We start from the raw sequence: 19,243 nt of genomic DNA on the forward strand, positions 1-19,243 counted from the left end.
CATGTCATGAACGTAGCACGCAGCTTTAACAATTGGCGCAAATATCGTCAGACCATCAACGAACTGGGCCGCATGAGCACCCGTGAACTGCACGATCTCGGTCTCGACCGCAGCCAGATCACCAGCGTTGCCCGCGCCGCAATCGGCAAATAATCAAGACGATATTGCCGTGTCTTAATGCCCAAACGCCCGCTTCGCGGGCGTTTTTGTTTTTGCAGCTCATTTAATCTCGTCGTCGCCTTGGGGCGCCTGTAACGAGGTTTTGCCCGATTGCGTGAAATACGGATGTCGCGTTTTTTGCAGACGATGCGGTAGGGACGGGGAACTATTGCATCGATATCCCGCGGCGTAAAATTCGCCATGCACAAAATGCATATCTGTACTGCAAGCTTATGCCTGTGAAATGCGCAGGAAAATGCTATCTTCCAATCATCGAAACGGATGTACCTCCTCCCACATCCTTTTGATAATGCGGGTGATCCTACTCCTCCTCCCAAGGATTGCCCCGGGGACAGCGGTTTTCCTCCTCCCATATCGCTGTTCATCTTTTCAGAAGCCTGCCGCACCTCCTCCCGCGGCAGGCTTTTCTGTTTTCAGCCCTATCTTCAGGTCACCTTATTTTCAGGAATTGCCTCAATCGAACGGCATCATGCCGATCGGGGTCACCGCATGTGTACCGGCGCGTTTGGCAAGCGCGTAGGACAGGCATTGCTCCACCGCGTCCTGTGGCACGGGCTTGGCAATCACTCCGGCACCGATGCCGAGATTGACGACAACTTCCGGGTTTGCCGTCATGAAAATCACCACGACGCCATGATCCTGGGAAAGACGTCGGCCGATCTCGGGGCCGGTCTGGCCGTCGGCAAGGTTGACGTCGACGAAGGCGATGTCGGCGCGGCTGCCGAGTGCAACAGCCTCATCCAGCCGGTTGGCGATGCCGATGACGTCTGCCTCTTCATCCGCCTGGAGAATGGAATCCTCTATATCCATGGCGATGAGGAACTCATCTTCGACGATCAGCACCCGCGGTTGTTCCAAGCGGAAACCCGGTTCGCTTTGCAAGACGTCTGCCAACATATGCCTGCCTCCATTCTGTGCGCCCAAGCGCTGTCGGCAAGCAAACACCTGTCGGCACAACTCGTTCCAAACTGAGATAAACATAGTGAATGGAGTGTAAACGGCGTGCCTTTTCGGCTATCACCATTCAATAGCGAAGCAGTTGATTCGGTTTGGTTTTCATCCGGGGGAAGGGTGGGAGAACGTTGCCGTAGCGCATCTTTCGCCGCTGGAGCACAAGTCTTTTGGCCGCAATCGGCCGATAGCTTATATGCAATTCAACGCGTTAAAGCCTCCTTCGTGCACCAGGAAGGAAGTGCGGGAACGCCGCCGATCATTCGCGTGCCGCGGCCAAAACGGCGCGGGACCCTATGAGTTTAGAAAGAGAATAACACGATGACCCAGTCTCCGCGCGCTTCGATTGCCCGCAACACTCCCAATATCGCTGTCGTCGGCGTTGGTGGCGGTGGCGGAAATGCGATCAACAACATGATCTCCGAAGGGATTAGCGGGGTCGATTTCATCGCCGCCAATACGGATGCGCAGGCACTGAAGAAAACCAACGCGCCGCGGATGGTGCAGCTCAGTTCCGAGCTGACCGGCGGACTTGGTGCAGGGGCCGATCCTGAGGTCGGCCGGCAGGCGGCGATCGATTCACTCGATGAGATCATGGATCATTTGAGCGGTTACGATATGTGTTTCATCACCGCCGGCATGGGCGGCGGCACCGGCACGGGCGCTGCCCCGGTGATTGCGGAAGCCTGCCGGGCAAAGAACATCCTGACTGTTGGCGTCGTTACGCTTCCTTTCAGCTTTGAAGGTGCGCGCCGCATGCGGGCTGCCGAATACGGCTTTGCCAACCTGTTGAATACCGCCGATACCGTCATTGTCATTCCCAACCAGAACCTGCTGCGCATCGCTGACGCCGGCACCACCTTCGAGAATGCGCTGAAGACGGCCGATAAGGTCCTGTCGCTCGGCGTGCGTTGCGTGACCGATCTCATCCTGCGCGAGGGTCTCGTCAATCTCGATTTTGCCGATGTGCGTTACGTTATGAAAAATGGCGGCCGGGCGCTGATGGGCACGGCACAGGCCAAGGGCGAAAAGCGCGCCTCGGAAGCGGCGGCAGCCGCCATCGCCAACCCGCTGCTCGGCGAACCGTCGCTGAAAGAAGCGCGCGGTGCGCTGGTGGCCATCTCCGGCGGCAACGATCTGACACTCTATGAGATCGACGAGGCTATGACGCTGGTGCGCGAGGCGGTGAGCGAGGAGACGGATGTGGTTATGGGCGCTTCCTTCGACCCAACGCTGGACGGTGCTTTCAAGATCTCCGTCGTGGCCACCGGCCTGCGCAACTGAGGCGCAGCTACAGCGACAGGGAGTTATGGGGGAGTACGAGGGTGCGGCTCGTTTCTTCTCCCCGGCGGGGAGAAGAGACAGGCAGCGTGCTCCCCGTTCTCCGATAAACTAAGCGACGACATTTTATAAACAGCGTTCACGCCACAAACCGAACAATTAAAAGCCGTCGCGGGTAATTTTCGTGACGGCTTTTTGTTGTTTTTGAACAATTATTCCGCCATTCGGGGAGGCGGGGTTGCAACGCATCGTTGATAACGAAAAAAGATAATAGTACTCTTTATGTCGACAAGAAGGATTTGGTTATGACGGATATAATTGCTTCTGCCGAGCGCAAGCGCGGCTCCGGCGTAAAGATGGTCTATGATCTGCTGCGCGACGAGATTCTCGATCTGGTCCTGCCGCCGGGAAGCCCCATTGACGAGGTGCAGCTTGCCGAACGATTCAAGATGTCGCGCACGCCGATCCGTGAGGCGCTGGTGCGGCTTTCGGGCGAGGGGCTGATCGATACGCTGCCGAACCGGTCGACCATGGTGTCGAATATCGACTTCCTCAACATGCACACCTATTTCGATGCGCTGGTGCTGATGTACCGGGTCACCACCCAGCTTGCGGCACAATATCATCGCCCCGAGGATCTGGCCGGAATCCGCGCCCACAATGCGGAATTCGCCATTGCGGTGGAAGAGCAGAATGCGCTGGCGATGATTTCCACCAATGCAGCCCTTCACCTTTCCATCGCCGAGGCAGGCCGAAACCCCTATTTCACCAGCCTGTTCAAGCGCCTGCTGGATGAGGGACGGCGCATTCTGAGGCTTTATTATCAGTCTTATGAGGATCGTCTGCCGAAGCGTTTCGTCCATGATCACGATGCAATGATCGCCGCCATCGCCGCCCGCGATATCGCCCTTTCCGAAAAACTGGCGCGTGAACATGCCGAACAGATCGTGCAGCAGGTGCAGAAATTGCTGGTGCGGAATGAGCGGCTGGAAATAAATCTGTAGCTTGTCGATTTCTTGTCGACAAATAAAATACAAGATAGTAATGTCCTTGTTGAAAGGGTGGCGCATAGCTGCGTCCATTCCTGAGAACCATGTGCCTTAGGAGCTAATAATGACGGCCAGCATTTTTTCCGGCGTGATTCCCGCCTTGATGACCCCCTGCAAGGATGATCGCACTCCTGATTTTGATGCGCTTGTGCGCAAGGGCAAGGAACTGATCGCCGATGGCATGTCGGCCGTCGTTTATTGCGGTTCCATGGGCGACTGGCCGCTTCTCACCGATGAGCAGCGCATGGAAGGCGTGGAGCGTCTGGTCAAGGCTGGCATCCCTGTTATCGTCGGCACCGGCGCGGTGAACACGGCGTCTGCCGTGGCGCATGCCGCGCATGCCCAGAAGGTTGGCGCCAAGGGCCTGATGGTTATCCCCCGCGTCCTGTCTCGCGGTTCGGTCATCGCGGCGCAGAAGGCGCACTTCAAGGCCATTCTCTCGGCCGCTCCTGAAATTCCGGCCGTTATCTACAACAGCCCCTATTACGGTTTCGCCACCCGCGCCGATCTCTTCTTCGCCTTGCGCGCCGAACACAAGAACCTGATTGGTTTCAAGGAATTCGGCGGCCCGGCTGATATGCGTTATGCAGCTGAAAACATCACCAGCCGCGATGATGAAGTGACGCTGATGATCGGCGTCGATACCGCCGTTTTCCACGGTTTCGTCAATTGCGGCGCAACCGGCGCCATCACCGGCATCGGCAACGTGCTGCCGAAGGAAGTCATTCATCTCTGCAAGCTGTCGCAGGCCGCTGCCAAGGGTGATGCGGATGCCCGCAGCCGCGCGCTGGAACTGGAGCAGGCGCTGGCCATACTCTCCTCCTTTGATGAAGGTCCGGATCTGGTTCTTTATTTTAAGCACATGATGGTGCTGAAGGGCGACAGGGAATACACGCTGCATTTCAACGAAACCGATGCCCTGACGGACAGCCAGCGCGGTTATGTCGAGGCGCAGTTCAAGCTGTTCAACAGCTGGTATGCCGACTGGAGCAAGCTTCCGGGCGCCGTTCAGACCTGCAAGGCTGCCTGAGATATTGCTGCTGCGAAAAAAAGGCCCGCAACTGCGGGCCTTTTTTGCATGTGATGAGGTTTGATGCCTCTCCTCCGTCATGCCGGACTAGATCCGGCATCCAGCCACGGCGCGTCTGCGCCGTGAAAGAGTCTTCCGCGATCAAGGACTTGATCGCCCTGGACCCCGGATCTAGTCCGGGGTGACGGAGCGGGGATGCTATGCAGTCGCAAAAAACGCTGAGTGACGTTGTTGCCATGAGGCCCGCAATTGCGGGCCTTTTTTCATTTCCACATCCAAATGGTCAGGAGACTGCGTCCAGACCCTTCTCCAGCAGCCGGTCGAGTCCGGCCATTTCCGCAGCGGAAAGCGTAATGCCTTCGCTCTCGGATTTGACGCGCGCCGCAAAGCGGCGGCCGGAGGGCAGGCGGGCGCCCTGGCCGATGATGGCGTCGAACAGCACTTCCGCGCGCTGGAAGGGGTCGCCCGGGCGGCCCTTGGCGAAGGCTTCCGGAGAAAATGCGACGATCAATTCGCCATGGGTCGGGGCAAGTGTTGTCGTGCCGAGGAAATCGAGGGCTTCGGGGCTGGTCAGGTCACCGATCATGATGCCGGCAAGAAGTTCGATCATGGTGCCGATCGCCGATCCCTTGTGGCCACCAAAAGGCAGCATGGAACCGGCCAACGCGGCTTCCGGGTCGGTCGTCGGCTTGCCTTCGGCGTCCAGCGCCCATCCTTCGGGTAAGGATTTGCCGGCGCGCCGGTGCAGTTCGATTTCGCCGCGCGCCGCAACCGACGTGGCAAAATCGAAGACATAAGGTGAGGTGTCCTTGCGCGGCCAGCCGAAAGCGAAGGGATTGGTGCCAAGCAGTGGTTTGCTGCCGCCTGTGGGGGCAACGGTGGAGTAGCTGGGGCACATCACCAGTCCAGCGAGGCCGTTCGATGTCAGCCCCTCAACCTCCGGCCAGAGCGCCGAGAAATGTGTGCAGTCATTGATGACGAGTGCGGCGATGCCCGAACGTTTCGCCCGCTCGACAAGAACCGACAGGCCCAGCTCGAAGGCGGGATTGGCAAAGCCGCCATTGGCGTTGACTTTGACAATCGCCGTGCCGTCGTCCTCAGCCACATCAGGGATCGCGTCGGGCTTCACCTTGCCGGCCTTGACGGTGCGCAACGCGCCTTCGATACGGTAGATGCCGTGCGATTTGCAGGCGTCGCGTTCACCGGCGGTGATGACGCGGGCAAGCGCTCCCGACTGCACCTCATTCAGCCCCGCCTTGCGGAAAATTTCTTCAATCCGCTTTGAAAGCGCATCAATGGTCAGGGTGGTGGCGTCGCTCATCATGATCCTCCGATATCGGCTCGCACATCTTGAATACATAAAGTATACAAAGACATGTCTATTGCAACTCGTCTTTTCGGTGAAGTGCCGCGAAAGCGTAAATCGGTACCGAAGATACAGAGTTTTCAGTTTTTGTGACGGTTTCCTCTTCCCTCTCATTCGCGGGCGGGCCGCAGCACTCGCTTTGGCGCAAGTCCTTGGGCTGAAAAGAGACTTTTCGTCAGTTCCCCGCGCAGCCACCCATGCGGCAAATCCCGATTGTTCGCAGCTGCAAAATTCTTTTTGTATACTAGTTGTATTTTTATGTTGATTTATCGGCCCCATAGGGAAATAGTGACCGCGCCTTCAACGGCAGACCAATTGTGGGAGCAATCAAGAATGAAAAAATCGGTCATCATCGCCAGCCTTCTGGCCGCTACTTCCGTTATCACGCCGGCCAAGGCCGACAAGCTTGACGACATCATTTCCGCCGGTACGCTGCGTTGCGCCGTCGTGCTCGATTTCCCGCCCATGGGTTCGCGTGACGACGCAAACAACCCTGTTGGCTTCGACGTCGATTATTGCAACGATCTCGCCAAGGCGCTCGGCGTCACGGCTGAAATCGTCGAAACGCCGTTCCCCGAGCGTATTCCGGCACTGATGTCGGGCCGCGTCGATGTCGGTGTTGCCTCGACCTCCGATACGCTGGAGCGCGCCAAGACGGTCGGCATGACCGTGCCTTACTTCGCTTTCGAAATGGCTGTTACCGCCAACGACAAGTCGGGCATTAAGTCCTTCGAGGACATGAAGGGCAAGACGGTCGGCGCAACCGCCGGCACGTTCGAAGCCATCGCGCTTGAAAAGTCGGTCAAGGAGTGGGGAACCGGCGAGTTCCGTCCTTACCAGACGCAGGCCGACGTGTTCCTCGCACTCAGCCAGGGCCAGATCGACGCCACCGTTTCCACCTCCACGGTTGCGCAGTCCAACGTCAAGGGCGGCAAGTTTGCCGGTATCTCGGTCGTCGGCAAGGCACCCTATGATATCGATTACGTCGCGCTCTTCACCAACCGTGACGAATATGGGCTCATCAACTACCTGAACCTCTTCATCAACCAGCAGGTTCGCACCGGCCGTTACGCCGAACTCTATGAAAAATGGGTTGGCGGCGAAGTTCCCTCGCTCACCGTCAACGGCGTTTATCGCTAATCAGGACTTTTCGTAAACGGCGCGGTCAAAATGATCGCGCCGTTGATCGTTTCTGAAAAGGCGGGACGCTTAATGTTCAACTATACATTCCACTGGAATCAGGCGCTGAAGGCTTTGCCGCAGCTTCTGGACGGTGCGGTGGTAACGCTGCAGATCGCCCTTCTGTCGATGGTGATCGGTCTTACCTTCGCCATCCTGCTGACGCTGTTCCGGCTCTCCGGCAACCGCGTTCTCGGCGCTTTGGCCTCCGTCTGGGTGGAGGTTGCCCGCAACACGCCGGCACTGTTCCAGATTTACATGGCCCATTTCGGGCTTGGCAATTTCGGCATCCACCTCAGCCCCTATACCGCGCTTCTGGTCGGTATCGCGTTTAACAATGCCGGTTATCTGGCAGAGAATTTCCGCGGTGCGCTGAAAGCCATACCGGATACGCAGACGCGGTCGGGCCGTTCGCTTGGCATGACCTCGATGCAGACTTTCCGGCTGATCATCCTGCCGCAGATGCTGCGCGTGGCTTTCCTGCCGGCCACCAACCAGATGGTCTGGGCGATCCTCATGACGTCGCTCGGTGTCACGGTCGGCATGAACACGGATCTCGCCGGCGTCACGCAGGCGCTCAATGCGCGCTCGTTCCGCACCTTTGAATTCTTCGCGCTCGCCGCGGTCATCTATTACGTGATCGCCAAGATCGTCACGCTCGCCGCCAGATTGCTGGCCTGGCGTCTGTTCCGTTACTGAGAGAGGTGCGCCATGTTTGAAACCGCTCTCACCTGGAGTGATCTCGCCTTCCTGGCCAAGGGTGCCGGCATGACGCTTGCCGTCACCGCCGTCGCCGTCACGGCAGGCACCCTGATGGGGATCATCTTCGGTATCATCCGTTTCCAGTTCGGTCCCTATTGGTCGCTGCCGCTGACCTTCGTGCTGGATATTTTCCGCTCCGTGCCGCTGCTCATCCAGCTGGTTCTCGGCAATGCCTTCCAGTCGATCGCCAAGCTCGGCTGGCCGCCATTCACCACCTCCTGCGTGGTGCTGTCGCTTTATACGGCAGCCTATTGCACCGAGATCGTGCGCGGCGGCATCGATGCCGTGCCGTCCAATACGCGCCGTGCCTGCCGCTCACTCGGCATGACATGGTCACAGGACATGCGCTACATCGTCCTGCCGCTCGCCACCCGCGTCTCGCTACCATCCTGGATCGGACTGACGCTCGGTGTCATGAAGGATTCGGCCCTGGTGCTTTGGCTTGGCCTTATCGAGCTTCTGCGCGCCTCGCAGATCCTCGTTACCCGCCTGCAGGAACCGCTGACCATCCTGATGATCTGCGGCGCCATCTACTTCCTTATCAGCTTCCCCATCGCCCGTTTCGGCGGGTATCTCGAAAGACGGTGGTCCCCCAATGATTGAGATCGAAAACGTCCGCAAATCCTTCGGCCCGCTGGAGGTTCTGAAAGGGATCAACCTCACCGTCAACAAGGGTGAGGTCGTCACCATCATCGGCGGTTCCGGTTCCGGCAAATCGACGCTGCTCACCTGCATCAACGGCCTGGAGCCGATCGACAGCGGCAAGATCGTCATCGACGGCACGGAAGTGCATGCCAAATCGACAGACCTCAACAAGCTGCGCCGCAAGGTCGGTATCGTCTTCCAGCAATGGAACGCCTTTCCGCATCTGACGGTGCTTGAAAACGTCATGCTGGCGCCGCGCAAGGTTCTTGGCATCTCGAAGGAGCAGGCGGAGGAGATCGCGGTCAAGCAATTGACCCATGTGGGCCTAGCCGAAAAGCTGAAGGTCTATCCGAACCGCATGTCGGGTGGCCAGCAGCAGCGTATGGCGATTGCCCGCGCGCTTGCGATGTCGCCGGAATATATGCTGTTCGACGAAGTCACCTCGGCGCTGGACCCGATGCTGGTCGGCGAAGTGCTCGATACGCTGAAGATGCTGGCGGATGAAGGCATGACGATGATCTGCGTCACCCATGAAATGGCGTTTGCCCGTGATGTCTCCAACCGCGTCGCCTTCTTCCATCAGGGCGTGATGGCGGAAATCGGCACGCCGGACCAGCTGTTCGGCGCGCCGCAGCATGCTGAAACGCAGAAGTTCCTGGCGAGCGTGCGGTAATGCCTGCAAATGATGTCATCGTCATAGGGGCCGGCGTTGTCGGCCTCTCGGCGGCAATCGCCGCGCAGGGCCGCGGTCTTTCGGTCACGGTCATCGATCGTGAGGGACCGGCGGCGGGCGCGTCCGCCGGCAATGCCGGCGCCTTCGCCTTCACCGATATCCTGCCGCTTGCATCGCCGGGCATTCTCTGGAAAGCGCCGAAATGGCTCATCGATCCGCTGGGGCCGCTCAGCGTGCCGCCGGCCTATGCGCTGAAGATCGCACCGTGGATGTTCCGCTTCTGGCGCGCCTGCGCGGCATCGAAAGTCGAGCATTCCACCACCGCGCAGACGGCGCTGATGGACCTTTCCAAAGCAGAGCTGGAGCCGTTTCTCAAAAAGACGGACACGATTGCGATGCTGCGCAAGGAGGGGAACCTTCAGGTCTATGAAAGCGAAGCGGAATTCGAAAGCGCGCTTGCCAGCTGGAAGGCACGCGAACGCCACGGCATCGAGTTCCGGCATCTGAACGCCGAACAGATGGCCGAGATACAGCCCGGCATCGCGCCGCGTTTTACCTGCGGCACCTTTACGCCCGGCTGGTTTTCCATTGCCGATCCCAAGCTTTACACCCTGACACTGGCCGAGCATTTTCGCAGCATTGGTGGCCGCATTGAATGCCTCGATGTCGGCTCGCTCCGACCGCTGGACGATGGCGTCGAGGTGGTGAGCCATGATGGCCGCACCCGCAAGGCCGGCAAGGTGGTGCTGGCGGCGGGGGCTTTCTCGCACCGCATCGCCCGCTCGCTTGGCGAAAAAATTCCGCTGGAAACGGAACGGGGTTATAATACCACCCTGCCTCCAGGTGCTTTCGATCTGCGCACGCAGGTCACCTTCGGCGGCCATGGTTTCGTCGTTACCCGCCTTTCCTCCGGTATCCGCGTTGGCGGTGCCGTGGAGCTGGGCGGACTGGAGCTTCCGGCCAATTTCGCCCGTTCCGAGGCGCTTTTGACCAAGGCAAAGGCTTTTCTGCCGGGCCTGAAAACTGAAGGCGGCAAGCAGTGGATGGGCTTTCGCCCCTCGCTGCCGGACAGCCTGCCGGCTATTGGGCAAGCGCAGCACACGGCGCGGGTGGTTTATGCTTTCGGCCACGGGCATCTGGGGCTGACGCAATCGGCGGGCACGGCCCGCATCGTCGCCGATCTTCTGACGGGGCAAAAGCCCGTCATCGATACAAGGGCATTTTCGCCGCAACGTTTCTGACGGGGATTTTTCAATGTCTTCTTCCGTTTCGACAATAGCTGCTCCTCAGGCGCGCAGCATTCTGGCCGGCGCCGCGCAAGGCAAGGTCATCGCCACCACCGAGGCGCTGAGCTTCTGGGGCGGGGTCGATCCCGCCACTGGCATGGTGATCGATGTGCATCACCCGCTGCATGGCATCTGTCTCACCGGCGGCGTGCTGTTCATGCCGACCAGTCGAGGCTCCTGCACCGGTTCCGGCGTGCTGCTCGATCTCATCCTCACCGGCCGTGCGCCCTCGGCGCTGGTTTTCTGCGAAGCTGAAGACGTCCTGACGCTTGGTGCCCTCGTTGCGGCGGAAATGTTCGACAGGGCTCTGCCGGTCGTCCGCCTTGATGCAGATAGTTTTGCCCGCTTCTCGCGTGCTGCGCATGTCAGCATCAACGAGAACACCATTGAGGCCGACGGTATCTCGCTTGCCATCGCACCGCCGGCGACGGCCCATCTCGACCTGAAGGACGAGGATGGCGCAATGCTGGAAGGGCGCGACGGCATTGCCACACGCCAAGCCATGCGCATCATCGTCGCCATGGCCGCGCAGCAGGGGGCGTCGGCGCTTGTCGATGTGACGCAGGGCCATATCGATGGCTGTATCTATGCCAGCCCCGCCAACCTGACCTTTGCCGAAAAAATGGCTGACATGGGCGGTAAGGTGCGGGTGCCGACCACCATGAACGCCATTTCGGTGGACAAGGCGCATTGGCGGGCGCAGGGCGTGCCGGAGGATTTCGGCGATCCGGCCGCAAGGCTGGCGGATGCCTATGTGCGCATGGGCTGTCGCCCCACCTTCACCTGTTCCCCATACCTGCTCGACAGCGCGCCGAGTGCCGGCGAATCGATCGGCTGGGCCGAGTCGAATGCGGTGATCTTCGCCAATACGGTGCTCGGTGCCCGCACCGCAAAGCACCCGGATTTTCTCGATCTCTGCATTGCGATGACGGGCAGGGCGCCGCTTTCGGGGGTGTATCTCGAAGAAAACCGCCGGCCGCAGCGCATCGTCGATGTGGCCCTGCCAGCTGGCATCGATGACGCCTTCTGGCCGCTCGTCGGTTATCTCGCCGGCAAGGCCGCGCCGGATTGCATTCCGCTGCTGCGTGGTCTTGGAGCTGCGAAACCGTCGCGGGATGATCTGAAAGCGCTTTGCGCCGCCTTCGGCACCACCTCTGCCTCGCCCATGCTGCATATCGAGGGCGTGACGCCCGAAGCGGGACTTGCGCCGCTCGAAACCGCCGGGACAGTGACCATTTCGCTCGCCGATATGGCCGCCGGCTGGTCGCTTCTGAACGAGGGGCCGGAAGAGGTGCAGCTCGTCGCCATCGGCAGTCCGCATGCCTCGCTGGAGGAATGTCGGGCGCTGGCGGCCGTGTTTAATGGCCGCAAGCGCCATGCGGATGTCGCCGTCATTGTCACCGCCGGTCAACAGGTCATCGATGCGGCCGTGCAGGACGGCACGCTGCAGAGCCTGAAGGACAGCGGCGTGCAGGTGCTGCCGGATCTCTGCTGGTGTTCGATTTCCGAGCCGGTCTTTCCGACGAAGACCCGCGCACTGATGACCAATTCCGGCAAATACGCCCATTACGGCCCCGGCCTCAGCGGCCGCGCGGTGCGCTTCGGCAGCCTTGCCGATTGCGTTGACAGCGCGCTGACCGGCCGTGCCGTATCCCGCCTTCCTGTCTGGCTTTCGTGAGGAGAACTGAATGCGCAGTATCAAGACAGTTCATGTGATTTCCGCCCATGCGGAAGGTGAAGTGGGGGATGTGATCGTCGGCGGGGTGAAGCCGCCGCCGGGCGAGACGATCTGGGAACAGAGCCGCTTCATCGCCCGTGATGAGACGCTTCGCAACTTCGTGCTCAACGAGCCGCGCGGCGGCGTGTTCCGCCACGTCAATCTGCTGGTGCCGCCGAAACATCCTGACGCGGATGCCGCCTTCATCATCATGGAGCCGGAAGATACGCCGCCCATGTCCGGCTCCAATTCCATCTGCGTTTCCACAGTGCTTCTGGATGGCGGCATCGTGCCTATGCAGGAGCCGGAAACCCATATGCTGCTGGAAGCGCCCGGCGGACTGGTGAAGGTGCGCGCCGAATGCCGTAACGGCAAGGCCGAGCGCATTTTCGTGCAGAACCTGCCGAGCTTTGCCGCAAAGCTCGATGTCGAGCTTGAGGTCGAAGGCCTCGGCACGCTGAAGGTGGACACCGCCTATGGCGGCGACAGCTTCGTTATCGTGGATGCCGAAGCGATGGGTTTCAGCCTGAAGCCGGAAGAGGCGCATGAGATCGCCCGCCTCGGCGTGCGCATCACCAATGCCGCCAACAAGGCTTTGGGTTTCGACCATCCTGAAAACCCCGACTGGCGCCATTTTTCCTTCTGCCTCTTCGCCGGCAAGGTGGAGCGCACGACGGAAGGCCTCAGGGCAGGGGCGGCCGTCGCCATCCAGCCGGGCAAAGTGGACCGCTCGCCGACCGGCACGGCGCTTTCCGCCCGTATGGCCGTGCTGCATGCACGCGGCGAAATGAAGGAAGGCGAAACGCTGACGGCGGTGTCGCTGATCGGCTCGACCTTCACGGGCCGCATTCTCGGAACAACAACAGTTGGCGACCGCCCGGCCATCCTGCCGGAAATCTCCGGCCGCGGCTGGGTCACCGGCATCCACCAGCATATGCTTGATCCGTCCGATCCTTGGCCGGAGGGGTATCGGCTGACGGATACCTGGGGTGCTCGGTAAAGGCGCAAATGGTCACTCAGGTGGAATGTTGAGTACGCCACGGCGGTGCCGCGTATTTCTTCTCCCCACCGGGGAGAAGGTGGCCCGAAGGGTCGGATGAGGGGGCTACCTTGCCGGAATTCGGAGAGCTTGCCCCCTCATCCCGCTGCCGCGGACTTCTCCCCGGCGGGGGAAGAAACAAGCGGCGCCCGCTCATTCCACCGTCGTTCGCTTTATCTACCGAGACGCCTTGTCGTCTCCCGCACGATCAGCTCGAACCCGACATCCACCCGCGCGCCTTCGGGAACAGCGGCATCCTTTTCCGGCTCCAATATCGAAAGCAGCAATTCGCCCGCCCTGCGGCCGATCATCTGGGCGTCGACCCGGATCGTTGAAATCGCCGGGTAACATTGGCGGCTGATATCGAAATCGCCGAAACCGAGGATGGATACCTGATCGGGCACGGCAATGCCGCGGCGGTGACATTCCATCAGCGCGCCGACGGCGGAAATATCGGAGACGGCGAAAATGCCTTCGACATCGGGCGCCTTTGCAAGCAGGGAGCCGAGCGTCTTTGCCCCGTGATCATAGGAGACTGGTGCGCTGCCTTCGCGGATGATGAGATCGTCGGAAATGCCGGCTTCGCGCAACGCTGCCGCAAATCCGACAAGGCGGCTTTCGCCGCGCCAGTCGTTCACGGCGCCGTCAGCCCGGGAGCCGATTGCGCCTATGCGCTTTAAACCAAGCGATATCAGATATTTGGCGGCGTTTCTTCCCACTTCGTAGTTGGAGAAGCCAACCGCATGGTCGATGGGGTGCTCCGGAACGTCCCAGATTTCCACGATCGGAATGCCGGCGCGCATCAGAACTTCGCTCGCCATCTTGGTATGCACCGTGCCAGCGACGACGATGGCATCGGGACGGCGCTCCATCATGGTGCGGATGACGCGCTCCTCTTCCTGCAGGTCATACATCGTATAACCGATCAGCAACTGGTAATCGGCCGCGCGCAGCGCCTTGGCCAGCCCCTGCGCACTGTCGGCGAAGTTGGAGTTGGTGAGCGTCGGCAGGATGGCGGTGATGAAATTGGTGCGCCGGGAAGAGAGCGAACCGGCGATTCGATCCGGCACATAGCCAAGCTTCTCGATGGCCTTCATTACCTTCTGGCGTGTTTCTTCCGACACCAGGGCAGGATCGGCAAGCACCCGCGAAACGGTCATCTTGGAGACGCCCGCGAGTTTCGAGACGTCGCTCATGGTTGCTTTTTTTGACGTGACTAACGCTGCGGCCAAGGGCGTGCGCTCCACCAAAGCATGTCTCCCTAAATTCGAACCGTTTCAGGACAAGACATACACGAAGATATCAAGGGAAAGCACGCCGTATGATTGCGGATCAATACGGCGTGCACCGGATTTATGCGACGCGGCTATAGACCAGATGATAAAAACGTCCGTCGCACATGCTCATCATCTCATCCGTCAGTACCCGGCCTTCCAGCCGGACCGGCGAGACCAGCGCTTCCTCGACGGCTTCCATCGAAGGATAGTCGATTTCCTGCACCATGATGATTGAGGCTGCGTCCGGGTCGGTGCGCTCGGTGCGCATCACCCGCACGGCCTGCGCATTCGGCATGCGTTTCCAGACCGGCAGCAGTTTTTCCTCGACGATGCGGAAAAATTCCTCCTCCCGGCCGGGGTGGATCCTGCCTTCGAAAATTGCCGAGCGTGTATACATGGTTTCCTCCCGAATGAATGCCCGATGCAACAGTTCTGTAGATCGGACTTGCAATGATACCGATAACATGCATTATTGATCCTGCCAAGAACGTGAAACGGTGTCGACAAGAGGAAAATCGATAACCAGTCGAAATTGTTGAATTTTAAGGAAAATTCACATGGTTTTGGGCTTTCGCGGTTTCTTGGGAGGAGTTTTTTGTCAATCGCGGTGAAATGTTATCGAGAACATTTTTCGCTTTGTGCAAGATCGCTGTTCCGCTTTGGGCAGCCACTTAAAAGGTTGGAGGAGAAACCATGAGCATTTCAAGATTTCTGAAGAACGTGACCGTTGCCGTCGGTGTTGCCGCAGCAACGCTCGCCGCCAGCACATCCGCCCATGCTGTCTCGCTCAGCGAGATCACGGCGCGCGGCAAGGTCAAGATCGGTGTTCTGACCGGCGCTCCGCCGATGGGCATGGTGGATGAGAAGGGCAATCCTTCCGGTTATGATGTGGATGTCGCCAACCTCATCGGCACCTATCTGTCGCTGCCGGTTGAGCTTGTGCCGCTGACGCCGCCTGCGCGCATTCCAGCCCTTCAGACCGGCAAGGTCGACTTCCTTGTCGCAACGCTTGCACCGACCGGCGAGCGCGCCAAGACCGTGATGTTCACGCAGCCTTACAGCGCCTTCAACATGGACATCATCTCGGGCAAGGACCAGAAGTTCGAAAATCTCGACAGCCTCAAGGGCAAGCGCGTTTCGGTCAATCGCGGCTCCTCGCAGGAAACCGCGCTACGCAAGGCCAATGTCGAAGGTCTCGAAATCGTCGTTTACGAAGACGATTCCACCAGCGCCCAGGCACTGCTTGCCGGCCAGGTCGATGCTGTCGCCCTGCCGTCCACGGTTGGCGAAGCGATCATCAAACAGCGCCCGGAAGCCGGTCTGCAGGTTGGTTTCACCTTCTTCCAGCAGGGCAATTCCATGGCGACAAAGCTTGAGGATTTCGAGCTGCGCCAGTGGCTGAACACGTCCATCTACCTCATGAAGATGTCGGGCGATCTCGACCGTATCTCGGTGAAGTGGACCGGTCGTCCGCTGCCGCAATTGCCAAGCTTCTGATTGAGCCTTTCAACGCGTCCGCCGGAGAAAAATTTCCGGCGGACCGGGAAATGTCAACGGAGTGACGCATGTCCTATACTTTTCAATTCGGCGCGCTCGCCCAGTATCAGAATGAGATTCTGAACGGCATATGGCTGACGATCAAGCTGTCGGTCCTCTCCATCGTGCTCGGCTGCGCTTTCGGCATTCTTCTGGCCTCGCTGCGCTCCATCAAGGGCGGCATCGTCCGCATCATCGTGGACGGTTATGTGGAGGTTATCCGCAACACGCCGTTCCTGGTGCAGCTTTTCATCGTCTATTTCGGCCTTCCGGGTCTCGGCTTTCGCGTCGGGGCGGATACCGCGGCGCTGATCGGCATGACGATCAATCTCGCGGCCTATTCGACGGAAATCATCCGCGCCGGCATCGAGGCGGTGCACAAGTCGCAGATCGAGGCGGGCGAAGCGCTTGGTTTCACCAGATACCAGATCTATCGCCACGTCATCATCGTGCCTGCCATCGCCAAGGTCTATCCATCGCTCTGCAGCCAGTTCGTGCTGATGATGCTGGCATCGAGCATATGTTCGGCTATTTCCACCCATGAGCTTGCGGCTGCCGCAGCCTTCGTGGAATCGCAGACCTATCGCTCCTTCGAGGTCTATATCGTCGTCACGCTCATCTATCTGGCGCTGGCGCTCAGCCTGCGGCTTATCCTTGCCCTTATCGGCATGTGGCTGTTTGGCCGCCGTGTCGCCCGCAAGACGATGACCGCTTTGCCGGAGGTGCAGTCATGACTCTTCGAACTTTCGGCTGGAACGAATTCGGCTTCCTGCTGACCGCCCTGCAATGGACCGTGCTTCTGACGATCATTGCGCTTATCGGCGGTGGCATCGTCGGCTTTTTCATCGCTCTTGCCCGCACCTCGGATAACAAGCTGCTGCGCATTGCCGCCGGCACCTATATCCAGGTCATTCAGGGCATTCCGGTGCTGATGATCCTGTTCCTGTCCTATTATGGCCTCAGCCTTGCCGGGCTGGAGCTGCCGCCTTTGATTGCCGCCGGCGCGTCGATGACCATCTATACGTCAGGTTATCTCGCTGAAATCTGGCGCGGCTGCATCCAGGCGGTGCCGAAGCAGCAATGGGAAGCATCGGAATCGCTGGCGCTCACCCGCGCCCAGCAATATCGCTACGTCATCCTGCCGCAGGCGATCCGCATTTCCCTGCCGCCGACCGTCGGTTTTGCCGTTCAGGTCGTCAAGAATACGTCCATCGCATCGATCATCGGTTTCGTCGAACTGGCGAGAGCGGGGCAGCTCATCAACAATGCCACGTTCCAGCCGTTCCGCGTCTTCGTCGCGGTGGCCGTGCTTTATTTCATCGTCTGCTACCCGTTGTCCCAGCTGTCGCGTTGGCTGGAAAGGAGGCTTCATGCCGGAAGTAATCGTTGAAAACGTTCACAAGAGCTTTGGCGCTCTGGAAGTCCTCAAAGGCGTGTCGCTGACGGTTGGTCGCGGTGAAGTCTTTGCTCTCATCGGCCGCTCGGGCTCGGGCAAGAGCACGCTGCTGCGCTGCATGAACGGGTTGGAGAAGATCAATTCGGGCCGCATCGAAATCGCCGGTCATGCGATCGGCGAAGATGCCAAGGCGCTGCGCAAGCTGCGCACCGACGTCGGCATCGTCTTTCAGAGCTACAATCTTTTCCCGCATCTGACGGTCGGTGAGAACATCATGCTCGCGCCGCGCATCGTCAAGGATGTGGCCAAATCGGAAACCAGGGATATCGCCCGCGAGGTTCTGCAACTCGTCGGCCTGTCGGAGAAATTCGATTCCTATCCCGACCAGCTGTCCGGCGGCCAGCAGCAGCGCGTGGCGATTGCCCGCTCGCTTGCCATGCGGCCGAAGGTGATGCTGTTCGACGAGGTGACCTCGGCGCTCGATCCTGAATTGACCGAGGAAGTGCTGACCGTCATGGAAAACCTCGCCAAGGGCGGCATGACCATGATCCTCGTGACCCACGAAATGGCTTTTGCGCGCCGCGTGGCGACCGAAACCATCTTCATGCACAAGGGCAAGATCTGGGAGCAGGGCCGCTCGTCCGAACTCTTCGCCAATCCGCAAACGCCGGAACTCCGGCAATTCGTCAAGGCCGATGTGAAGTAGTTCACCGGCACAAAGGAAAGTCCATGACCACTGAAATCGTGCAACTGTGCCCGCTCATCCCGGCACTGGAACAGGAACTCGCTGAGCGCTTCACCGTGCACCGCCTGTTCGAAGCGGCAGACAAGGCGGCGTTCCTTGCTGAAAAGGGCGCTGCAGTCCGCGGCGTCGTCACCGGCGGCCATATCGGCCTGCCGGCAGATATCGGCGCTGCACTCCCCAACCTCGAAATCGTCGCCATCAACGGCGTCGGTTTCGACAAGGTCGATCTCACTGATGCCAAACGGCGCGGTTTCCGCGTTTCCAACACGCCTGACGTGTTGACGGCGGATGTCGCTGACCTCGCGCTCGGTCTGGTTCTGGCGCAGGCGCGCAAGCTGCCGCAGGCGGATCAGCATGTGCGCACGGGGCAATGGCTGAAGGGCGATATGGGGCTTTCCACGCGTGTGGCTGGCCGTCGTTACGGCATTTTCGGCCTTGGCCGCATCGGCCAGGCAATCGCAAAGCGGCTCGAAGGCTTTGACGCGCGGATTTCCTATACTGCCAGAAACCGCCGCGATGTCGCCTATGATTACCACGACAGCATCGAGGCGCTCGCCGCCAATTGCGACGTGCTGATCATCGCCGCCGCAGCTACCGCCGAAACGCGCCACATCGTCAATGCCGGTGTGTTGCAGGCGCTTGGGCCACAGGGTGTGCTCGTCAACGTGGCGCGCGGTTCGCTGGTGGATGAGAAGGCGCTGGTCGAGGCGCTTTCAAACGGCACGATCGGTGGTGCGGCGCTTGATGTCTTCGAGGATGAGCCGCGTGTGCCGGAAGCGCTTTTCGCTTTCGACAACGTCACGCTTGCCCCGCATGTCGGCAGCGGCACGCACCAGACGCGACGCGCCATGGCCGATCTCGTTCTTGCCAATCTCGACGCACATTTTGCCGGCAAGGAACTGCCGACTCCAGTGGTCTGACAGACCTCTATCGAAGCCTTTAATCTGACGGCGCGGCTTTTATCCGCGCCGTTTCGATTCTTGCCGTTGGCTGTTCCTCATTTAGCCTGCAAAAGGCAGCCATTTGCCCGTAATCCCGGCCTGTCTTTCATATTTATATAATATGTATAATCCTACTATTCTGCTTCCTTATAAAGCGATGAGGCGGAGAGGTGCGTTCCAAAGGCCCGAA

The 19,243-nt window shown here is 59.6% G+C and carries 20 protein-coding genes; 16 read left to right on the forward strand and 4 right to left on the reverse strand.

Annotated features, from left to right (window positions below; genetic code table 11):
- Positions 1–6 precede the first annotated feature (6 nt).
- Positions 7–153: a DUF1127 domain-containing protein gene (locus PL640_RS19315; RefSeq protein ID WP_080843067.1), complete on the forward strand. Its 147-nt coding sequence runs from the start codon at positions 7–9 to the stop codon at positions 151–153.
- Between the two features lie 480 nt (positions 154–633).
- On the opposite strand, the gene PL640_RS19320 is transcribed toward PL640_RS19315, so the two are convergent.
- Positions 634–1,077, reverse strand: coding sequence for a response regulator (locus PL640_RS19320; RefSeq protein ID WP_142841954.1), 444 nt, complete (start codon positions 1,075–1,077; stop codon positions 634–636).
- 375 nt (positions 1,078–1,452) lie between these two features.
- On the opposite strand from PL640_RS19320, the gene ftsZ reads away from it, so the two are divergent.
- The 3 genes from ftsZ to PL640_RS19335 all read left to right on the forward strand — a co-directional run bounded on the left by ftsZ (position 1,453) and on the right by PL640_RS19335 (position 4,491).
- Positions 1,453–2,415: a cell division protein FtsZ gene (ftsZ, locus tag PL640_RS19325; protein WP_046801213.1), complete on the forward strand. Its 963-nt coding sequence runs from the start codon at positions 1,453–1,455 to the stop codon at positions 2,413–2,415.
- Between the two features lie 302 nt (positions 2,416–2,717).
- Positions 2,718–3,416 (forward strand): GntR family transcriptional regulator, encoded by a 699-nt coding sequence (locus PL640_RS19330; protein WP_080843068.1) that lies wholly within the window; start codon positions 2,718–2,720, stop codon positions 3,414–3,416.
- Positions 3,417–3,525: 109 nt separating this feature from the next.
- Complete coding sequence (locus PL640_RS19335; RefSeq protein WP_142841955.1) at positions 3,526–4,491, forward strand: dihydrodipicolinate synthase family protein; 966 nt, start codon at positions 3,526–3,528, stop codon at positions 4,489–4,491.
- A gap of 283 nt (positions 4,492–4,774) precedes the next feature.
- Here PL640_RS19335 and PL640_RS19340 read toward each other — a convergent pair whose 3' ends face one another.
- A complete protein-coding gene (locus PL640_RS19340) occupies positions 4,775–5,812 on the reverse strand; it encodes an Ldh family oxidoreductase (protein WP_271363115.1) in 1,038 nt (345 codons plus the stop codon).
- Between the two features lie 378 nt (positions 5,813–6,190).
- Between PL640_RS19340 and PL640_RS19345 the strand changes: the two genes are divergently transcribed.
- From PL640_RS19345 to PL640_RS19375, 7 genes are all read left to right on the forward strand, one after another.
- Complete coding sequence (locus tag PL640_RS19345) at positions 6,191–6,997, forward strand: ABC transporter substrate-binding protein (RefSeq protein ID WP_142842085.1); 807 nt, start codon at positions 6,191–6,193, stop codon at positions 6,995–6,997.
- 72 nt (positions 6,998–7,069) lie between these two features.
- A complete protein-coding gene (locus tag PL640_RS19350; protein ID WP_065116852.1) occupies positions 7,070–7,735 on the forward strand; it encodes an amino acid ABC transporter permease in 666 nt (221 codons plus the stop codon).
- A gap of 12 nt (positions 7,736–7,747) precedes the next feature.
- Positions 7,748–8,401 (forward strand): amino acid ABC transporter permease, encoded by a 654-nt coding sequence (locus PL640_RS19355; protein ID WP_065116851.1) that lies wholly within the window; start codon positions 7,748–7,750, stop codon positions 8,399–8,401.
- On the forward strand, positions 8,394–9,116 hold the full coding sequence (locus PL640_RS19360) for an amino acid ABC transporter ATP-binding protein (protein ID WP_020811659.1): 723 nt from the start codon (positions 8,394–8,396) through the stop codon (positions 9,114–9,116). Before PL640_RS19355 ends, PL640_RS19360 begins: the two co-directional genes overlap by 8 nt.
- On the forward strand, positions 9,116–10,357 hold the full coding sequence (locus tag PL640_RS19365; protein ID WP_271363116.1) for an NAD(P)/FAD-dependent oxidoreductase: 1,242 nt from the start codon (positions 9,116–9,118) through the stop codon (positions 10,355–10,357). Before PL640_RS19360 ends, PL640_RS19365 begins: the two co-directional genes overlap by 1 nt.
- Before the next feature lie 13 nt (positions 10,358–10,370).
- The gene (gene lhpI / locus PL640_RS19370; protein ID WP_271363117.1) at positions 10,371–12,080 is read left to right on the forward strand and encodes a cis-3-hydroxy-L-proline dehydratase; all 1,710 of its coding nucleotides are present in this window, start codon (positions 10,371–10,373) and stop codon (positions 12,078–12,080) included.
- A gap of 10 nt (positions 12,081–12,090) precedes the next feature.
- Complete coding sequence (locus PL640_RS19375) at positions 12,091–13,119, forward strand: trans-3-hydroxy-L-proline dehydratase (RefSeq protein ID WP_142841959.1); 1,029 nt, start codon at positions 12,091–12,093, stop codon at positions 13,117–13,119.
- A gap of 212 nt (positions 13,120–13,331) precedes the next feature.
- Here PL640_RS19375 and PL640_RS19380 read toward each other — a convergent pair whose 3' ends face one another.
- Positions 13,332–14,354 carry a LacI family DNA-binding transcriptional regulator gene (locus PL640_RS19380; protein ID WP_271363118.1) on the reverse strand — a complete coding sequence of 341 codons (1,023 nt, stop codon included), beginning with the start codon at positions 14,352–14,354 and terminating at the stop codon, positions 13,332–13,334.
- Between the two features lie 157 nt (positions 14,355–14,511).
- On the reverse strand, positions 14,512–14,832 hold the full coding sequence (locus tag PL640_RS19385) for a hypothetical protein (protein WP_003505663.1): 321 nt from the start codon (positions 14,830–14,832) through the stop codon (positions 14,512–14,514).
- Positions 14,833–15,128: 296 nt separating this feature from the next.
- On the opposite strand from PL640_RS19385, the gene PL640_RS19390 reads away from it, so the two are divergent.
- The 5 genes from PL640_RS19390 (at position 15,129) to PL640_RS19410 (ending at position 19,032) form a co-directional block, all read left to right on the forward strand.
- Positions 15,129–15,932, forward strand: coding sequence for a transporter substrate-binding domain-containing protein (locus PL640_RS19390; RefSeq protein WP_142841962.1), 804 nt, complete (start codon positions 15,129–15,131; stop codon positions 15,930–15,932).
- Positions 15,933–16,000: 68 nt separating this feature from the next.
- Positions 16,001–16,705 carry an amino acid ABC transporter permease gene (locus PL640_RS19395; protein ID WP_142841963.1) on the forward strand — a complete coding sequence of 235 codons (705 nt, stop codon included), beginning with the start codon at positions 16,001–16,003 and terminating at the stop codon, positions 16,703–16,705.
- Entirely contained in the window at positions 16,702–17,361 is a 660-nt protein-coding gene (locus tag PL640_RS19400; protein ID WP_003499527.1) for an amino acid ABC transporter permease, read from the forward strand. The genes PL640_RS19395 and PL640_RS19400 overlap by 4 nt, the downstream gene beginning before the upstream one ends.
- A complete protein-coding gene (locus PL640_RS19405; RefSeq protein ID WP_065116843.1) occupies positions 17,342–18,073 on the forward strand; it encodes an amino acid ABC transporter ATP-binding protein in 732 nt (243 codons plus the stop codon). The genes PL640_RS19400 and PL640_RS19405 overlap by 20 nt, the downstream gene beginning before the upstream one ends.
- A 23-nt stretch (positions 18,074–18,096) precedes the next feature.
- Positions 18,097–19,032, forward strand: coding sequence for a 2-hydroxyacid dehydrogenase (locus PL640_RS19410; RefSeq protein WP_271363122.1), 936 nt, complete (start codon positions 18,097–18,099; stop codon positions 19,030–19,032).
- Positions 19,033–19,243 lie beyond the last annotated feature (211 nt).

This window comes from Agrobacterium sp. ST15.16.024, assembly GCF_027956545.1.
In the GTDB taxonomy this organism is placed as follows: Bacteria; Pseudomonadota; Alphaproteobacteria; order Rhizobiales; family Rhizobiaceae; genus Agrobacterium; species Agrobacterium cucumeris.

What these genes read in the sequence shown, in the direction of transcription:
- PL640_RS19345 (WP_142842085.1), top strand. Translation starts at nt 6,191, where the DNA reads ATGAAAAAATCGGTCATCATCGCCAGCCTTCTGGCCGCTACTTCCGTT.
- PL640_RS19335 (WP_142841955.1), top strand. Translation starts at nt 3,526, where the DNA reads ATGACGGCCAGCATTTTTTCCGGCGTGATTCCCGCCTTGATGACCCCC.
- PL640_RS19320 (WP_142841954.1), bottom strand. Translation starts at nt 1,077, where the DNA reads ATGTTGGCAGACGTCTTGCAAAGCGAACCGGGTTTCCGCTTGGAACAA.
- PL640_RS19340 (WP_271363115.1), bottom strand. Translation starts at nt 5,812, where the DNA reads ATGAGCGACGCCACCACCCTGACCATTGATGCGCTTTCAAAGCGGATT.
- PL640_RS19350 (WP_065116852.1), top strand. Translation starts at nt 7,070, where the DNA reads ATGTTCAACTATACATTCCACTGGAATCAGGCGCTGAAGGCTTTGCCG.
- ftsZ (WP_046801213.1), top strand. Translation starts at nt 1,453, where the DNA reads ATGACCCAGTCTCCGCGCGCTTCGATTGCCCGCAACACTCCCAATATC.
- PL640_RS19405 (WP_065116843.1), top strand. Translation starts at nt 17,342, where the DNA reads ATGCCGGAAGTAATCGTTGAAAACGTTCACAAGAGCTTTGGCGCTCTG.
- PL640_RS19375 (WP_142841959.1), top strand. Translation starts at nt 12,091, where the DNA reads ATGCGCAGTATCAAGACAGTTCATGTGATTTCCGCCCATGCGGAAGGT.
- PL640_RS19380 (WP_271363118.1), bottom strand. Translation starts at nt 14,354, where the DNA reads ATGAGCGACGTCTCGAAACTCGCGGGCGTCTCCAAGATGACCGTTTCG.
- PL640_RS19395 (WP_142841963.1), top strand. Translation starts at nt 16,001, where the DNA reads ATGTCCTATACTTTTCAATTCGGCGCGCTCGCCCAGTATCAGAATGAG.
- lhpI (WP_271363117.1), top strand. Translation starts at nt 10,371, where the DNA reads ATGTCTTCTTCCGTTTCGACAATAGCTGCTCCTCAGGCGCGCAGCATT.
- PL640_RS19360 (WP_020811659.1), top strand. Translation starts at nt 8,394, where the DNA reads ATGATTGAGATCGAAAACGTCCGCAAATCCTTCGGCCCGCTGGAGGTT.
- PL640_RS19355 (WP_065116851.1), top strand. Translation starts at nt 7,748, where the DNA reads ATGTTTGAAACCGCTCTCACCTGGAGTGATCTCGCCTTCCTGGCCAAG.
- PL640_RS19330 (WP_080843068.1), top strand. Translation starts at nt 2,718, where the DNA reads ATGACGGATATAATTGCTTCTGCCGAGCGCAAGCGCGGCTCCGGCGTA.
- PL640_RS19315 (WP_080843067.1), top strand. Translation starts at nt 7, where the DNA reads ATGAACGTAGCACGCAGCTTTAACAATTGGCGCAAATATCGTCAGACC.
- PL640_RS19385 (WP_003505663.1), bottom strand. Translation starts at nt 14,832, where the DNA reads ATGTATACACGCTCGGCAATTTTCGAAGGCAGGATCCACCCCGGCCGG.
- PL640_RS19390 (WP_142841962.1), top strand. Translation starts at nt 15,129, where the DNA reads ATGAGCATTTCAAGATTTCTGAAGAACGTGACCGTTGCCGTCGGTGTT.
- PL640_RS19400 (WP_003499527.1), top strand. Translation starts at nt 16,702, where the DNA reads ATGACTCTTCGAACTTTCGGCTGGAACGAATTCGGCTTCCTGCTGACC.
- PL640_RS19410 (WP_271363122.1), top strand. Translation starts at nt 18,097, where the DNA reads ATGACCACTGAAATCGTGCAACTGTGCCCGCTCATCCCGGCACTGGAA.
- PL640_RS19365 (WP_271363116.1), top strand. Translation starts at nt 9,116, where the DNA reads ATGCCTGCAAATGATGTCATCGTCATAGGGGCCGGCGTTGTCGGCCTC.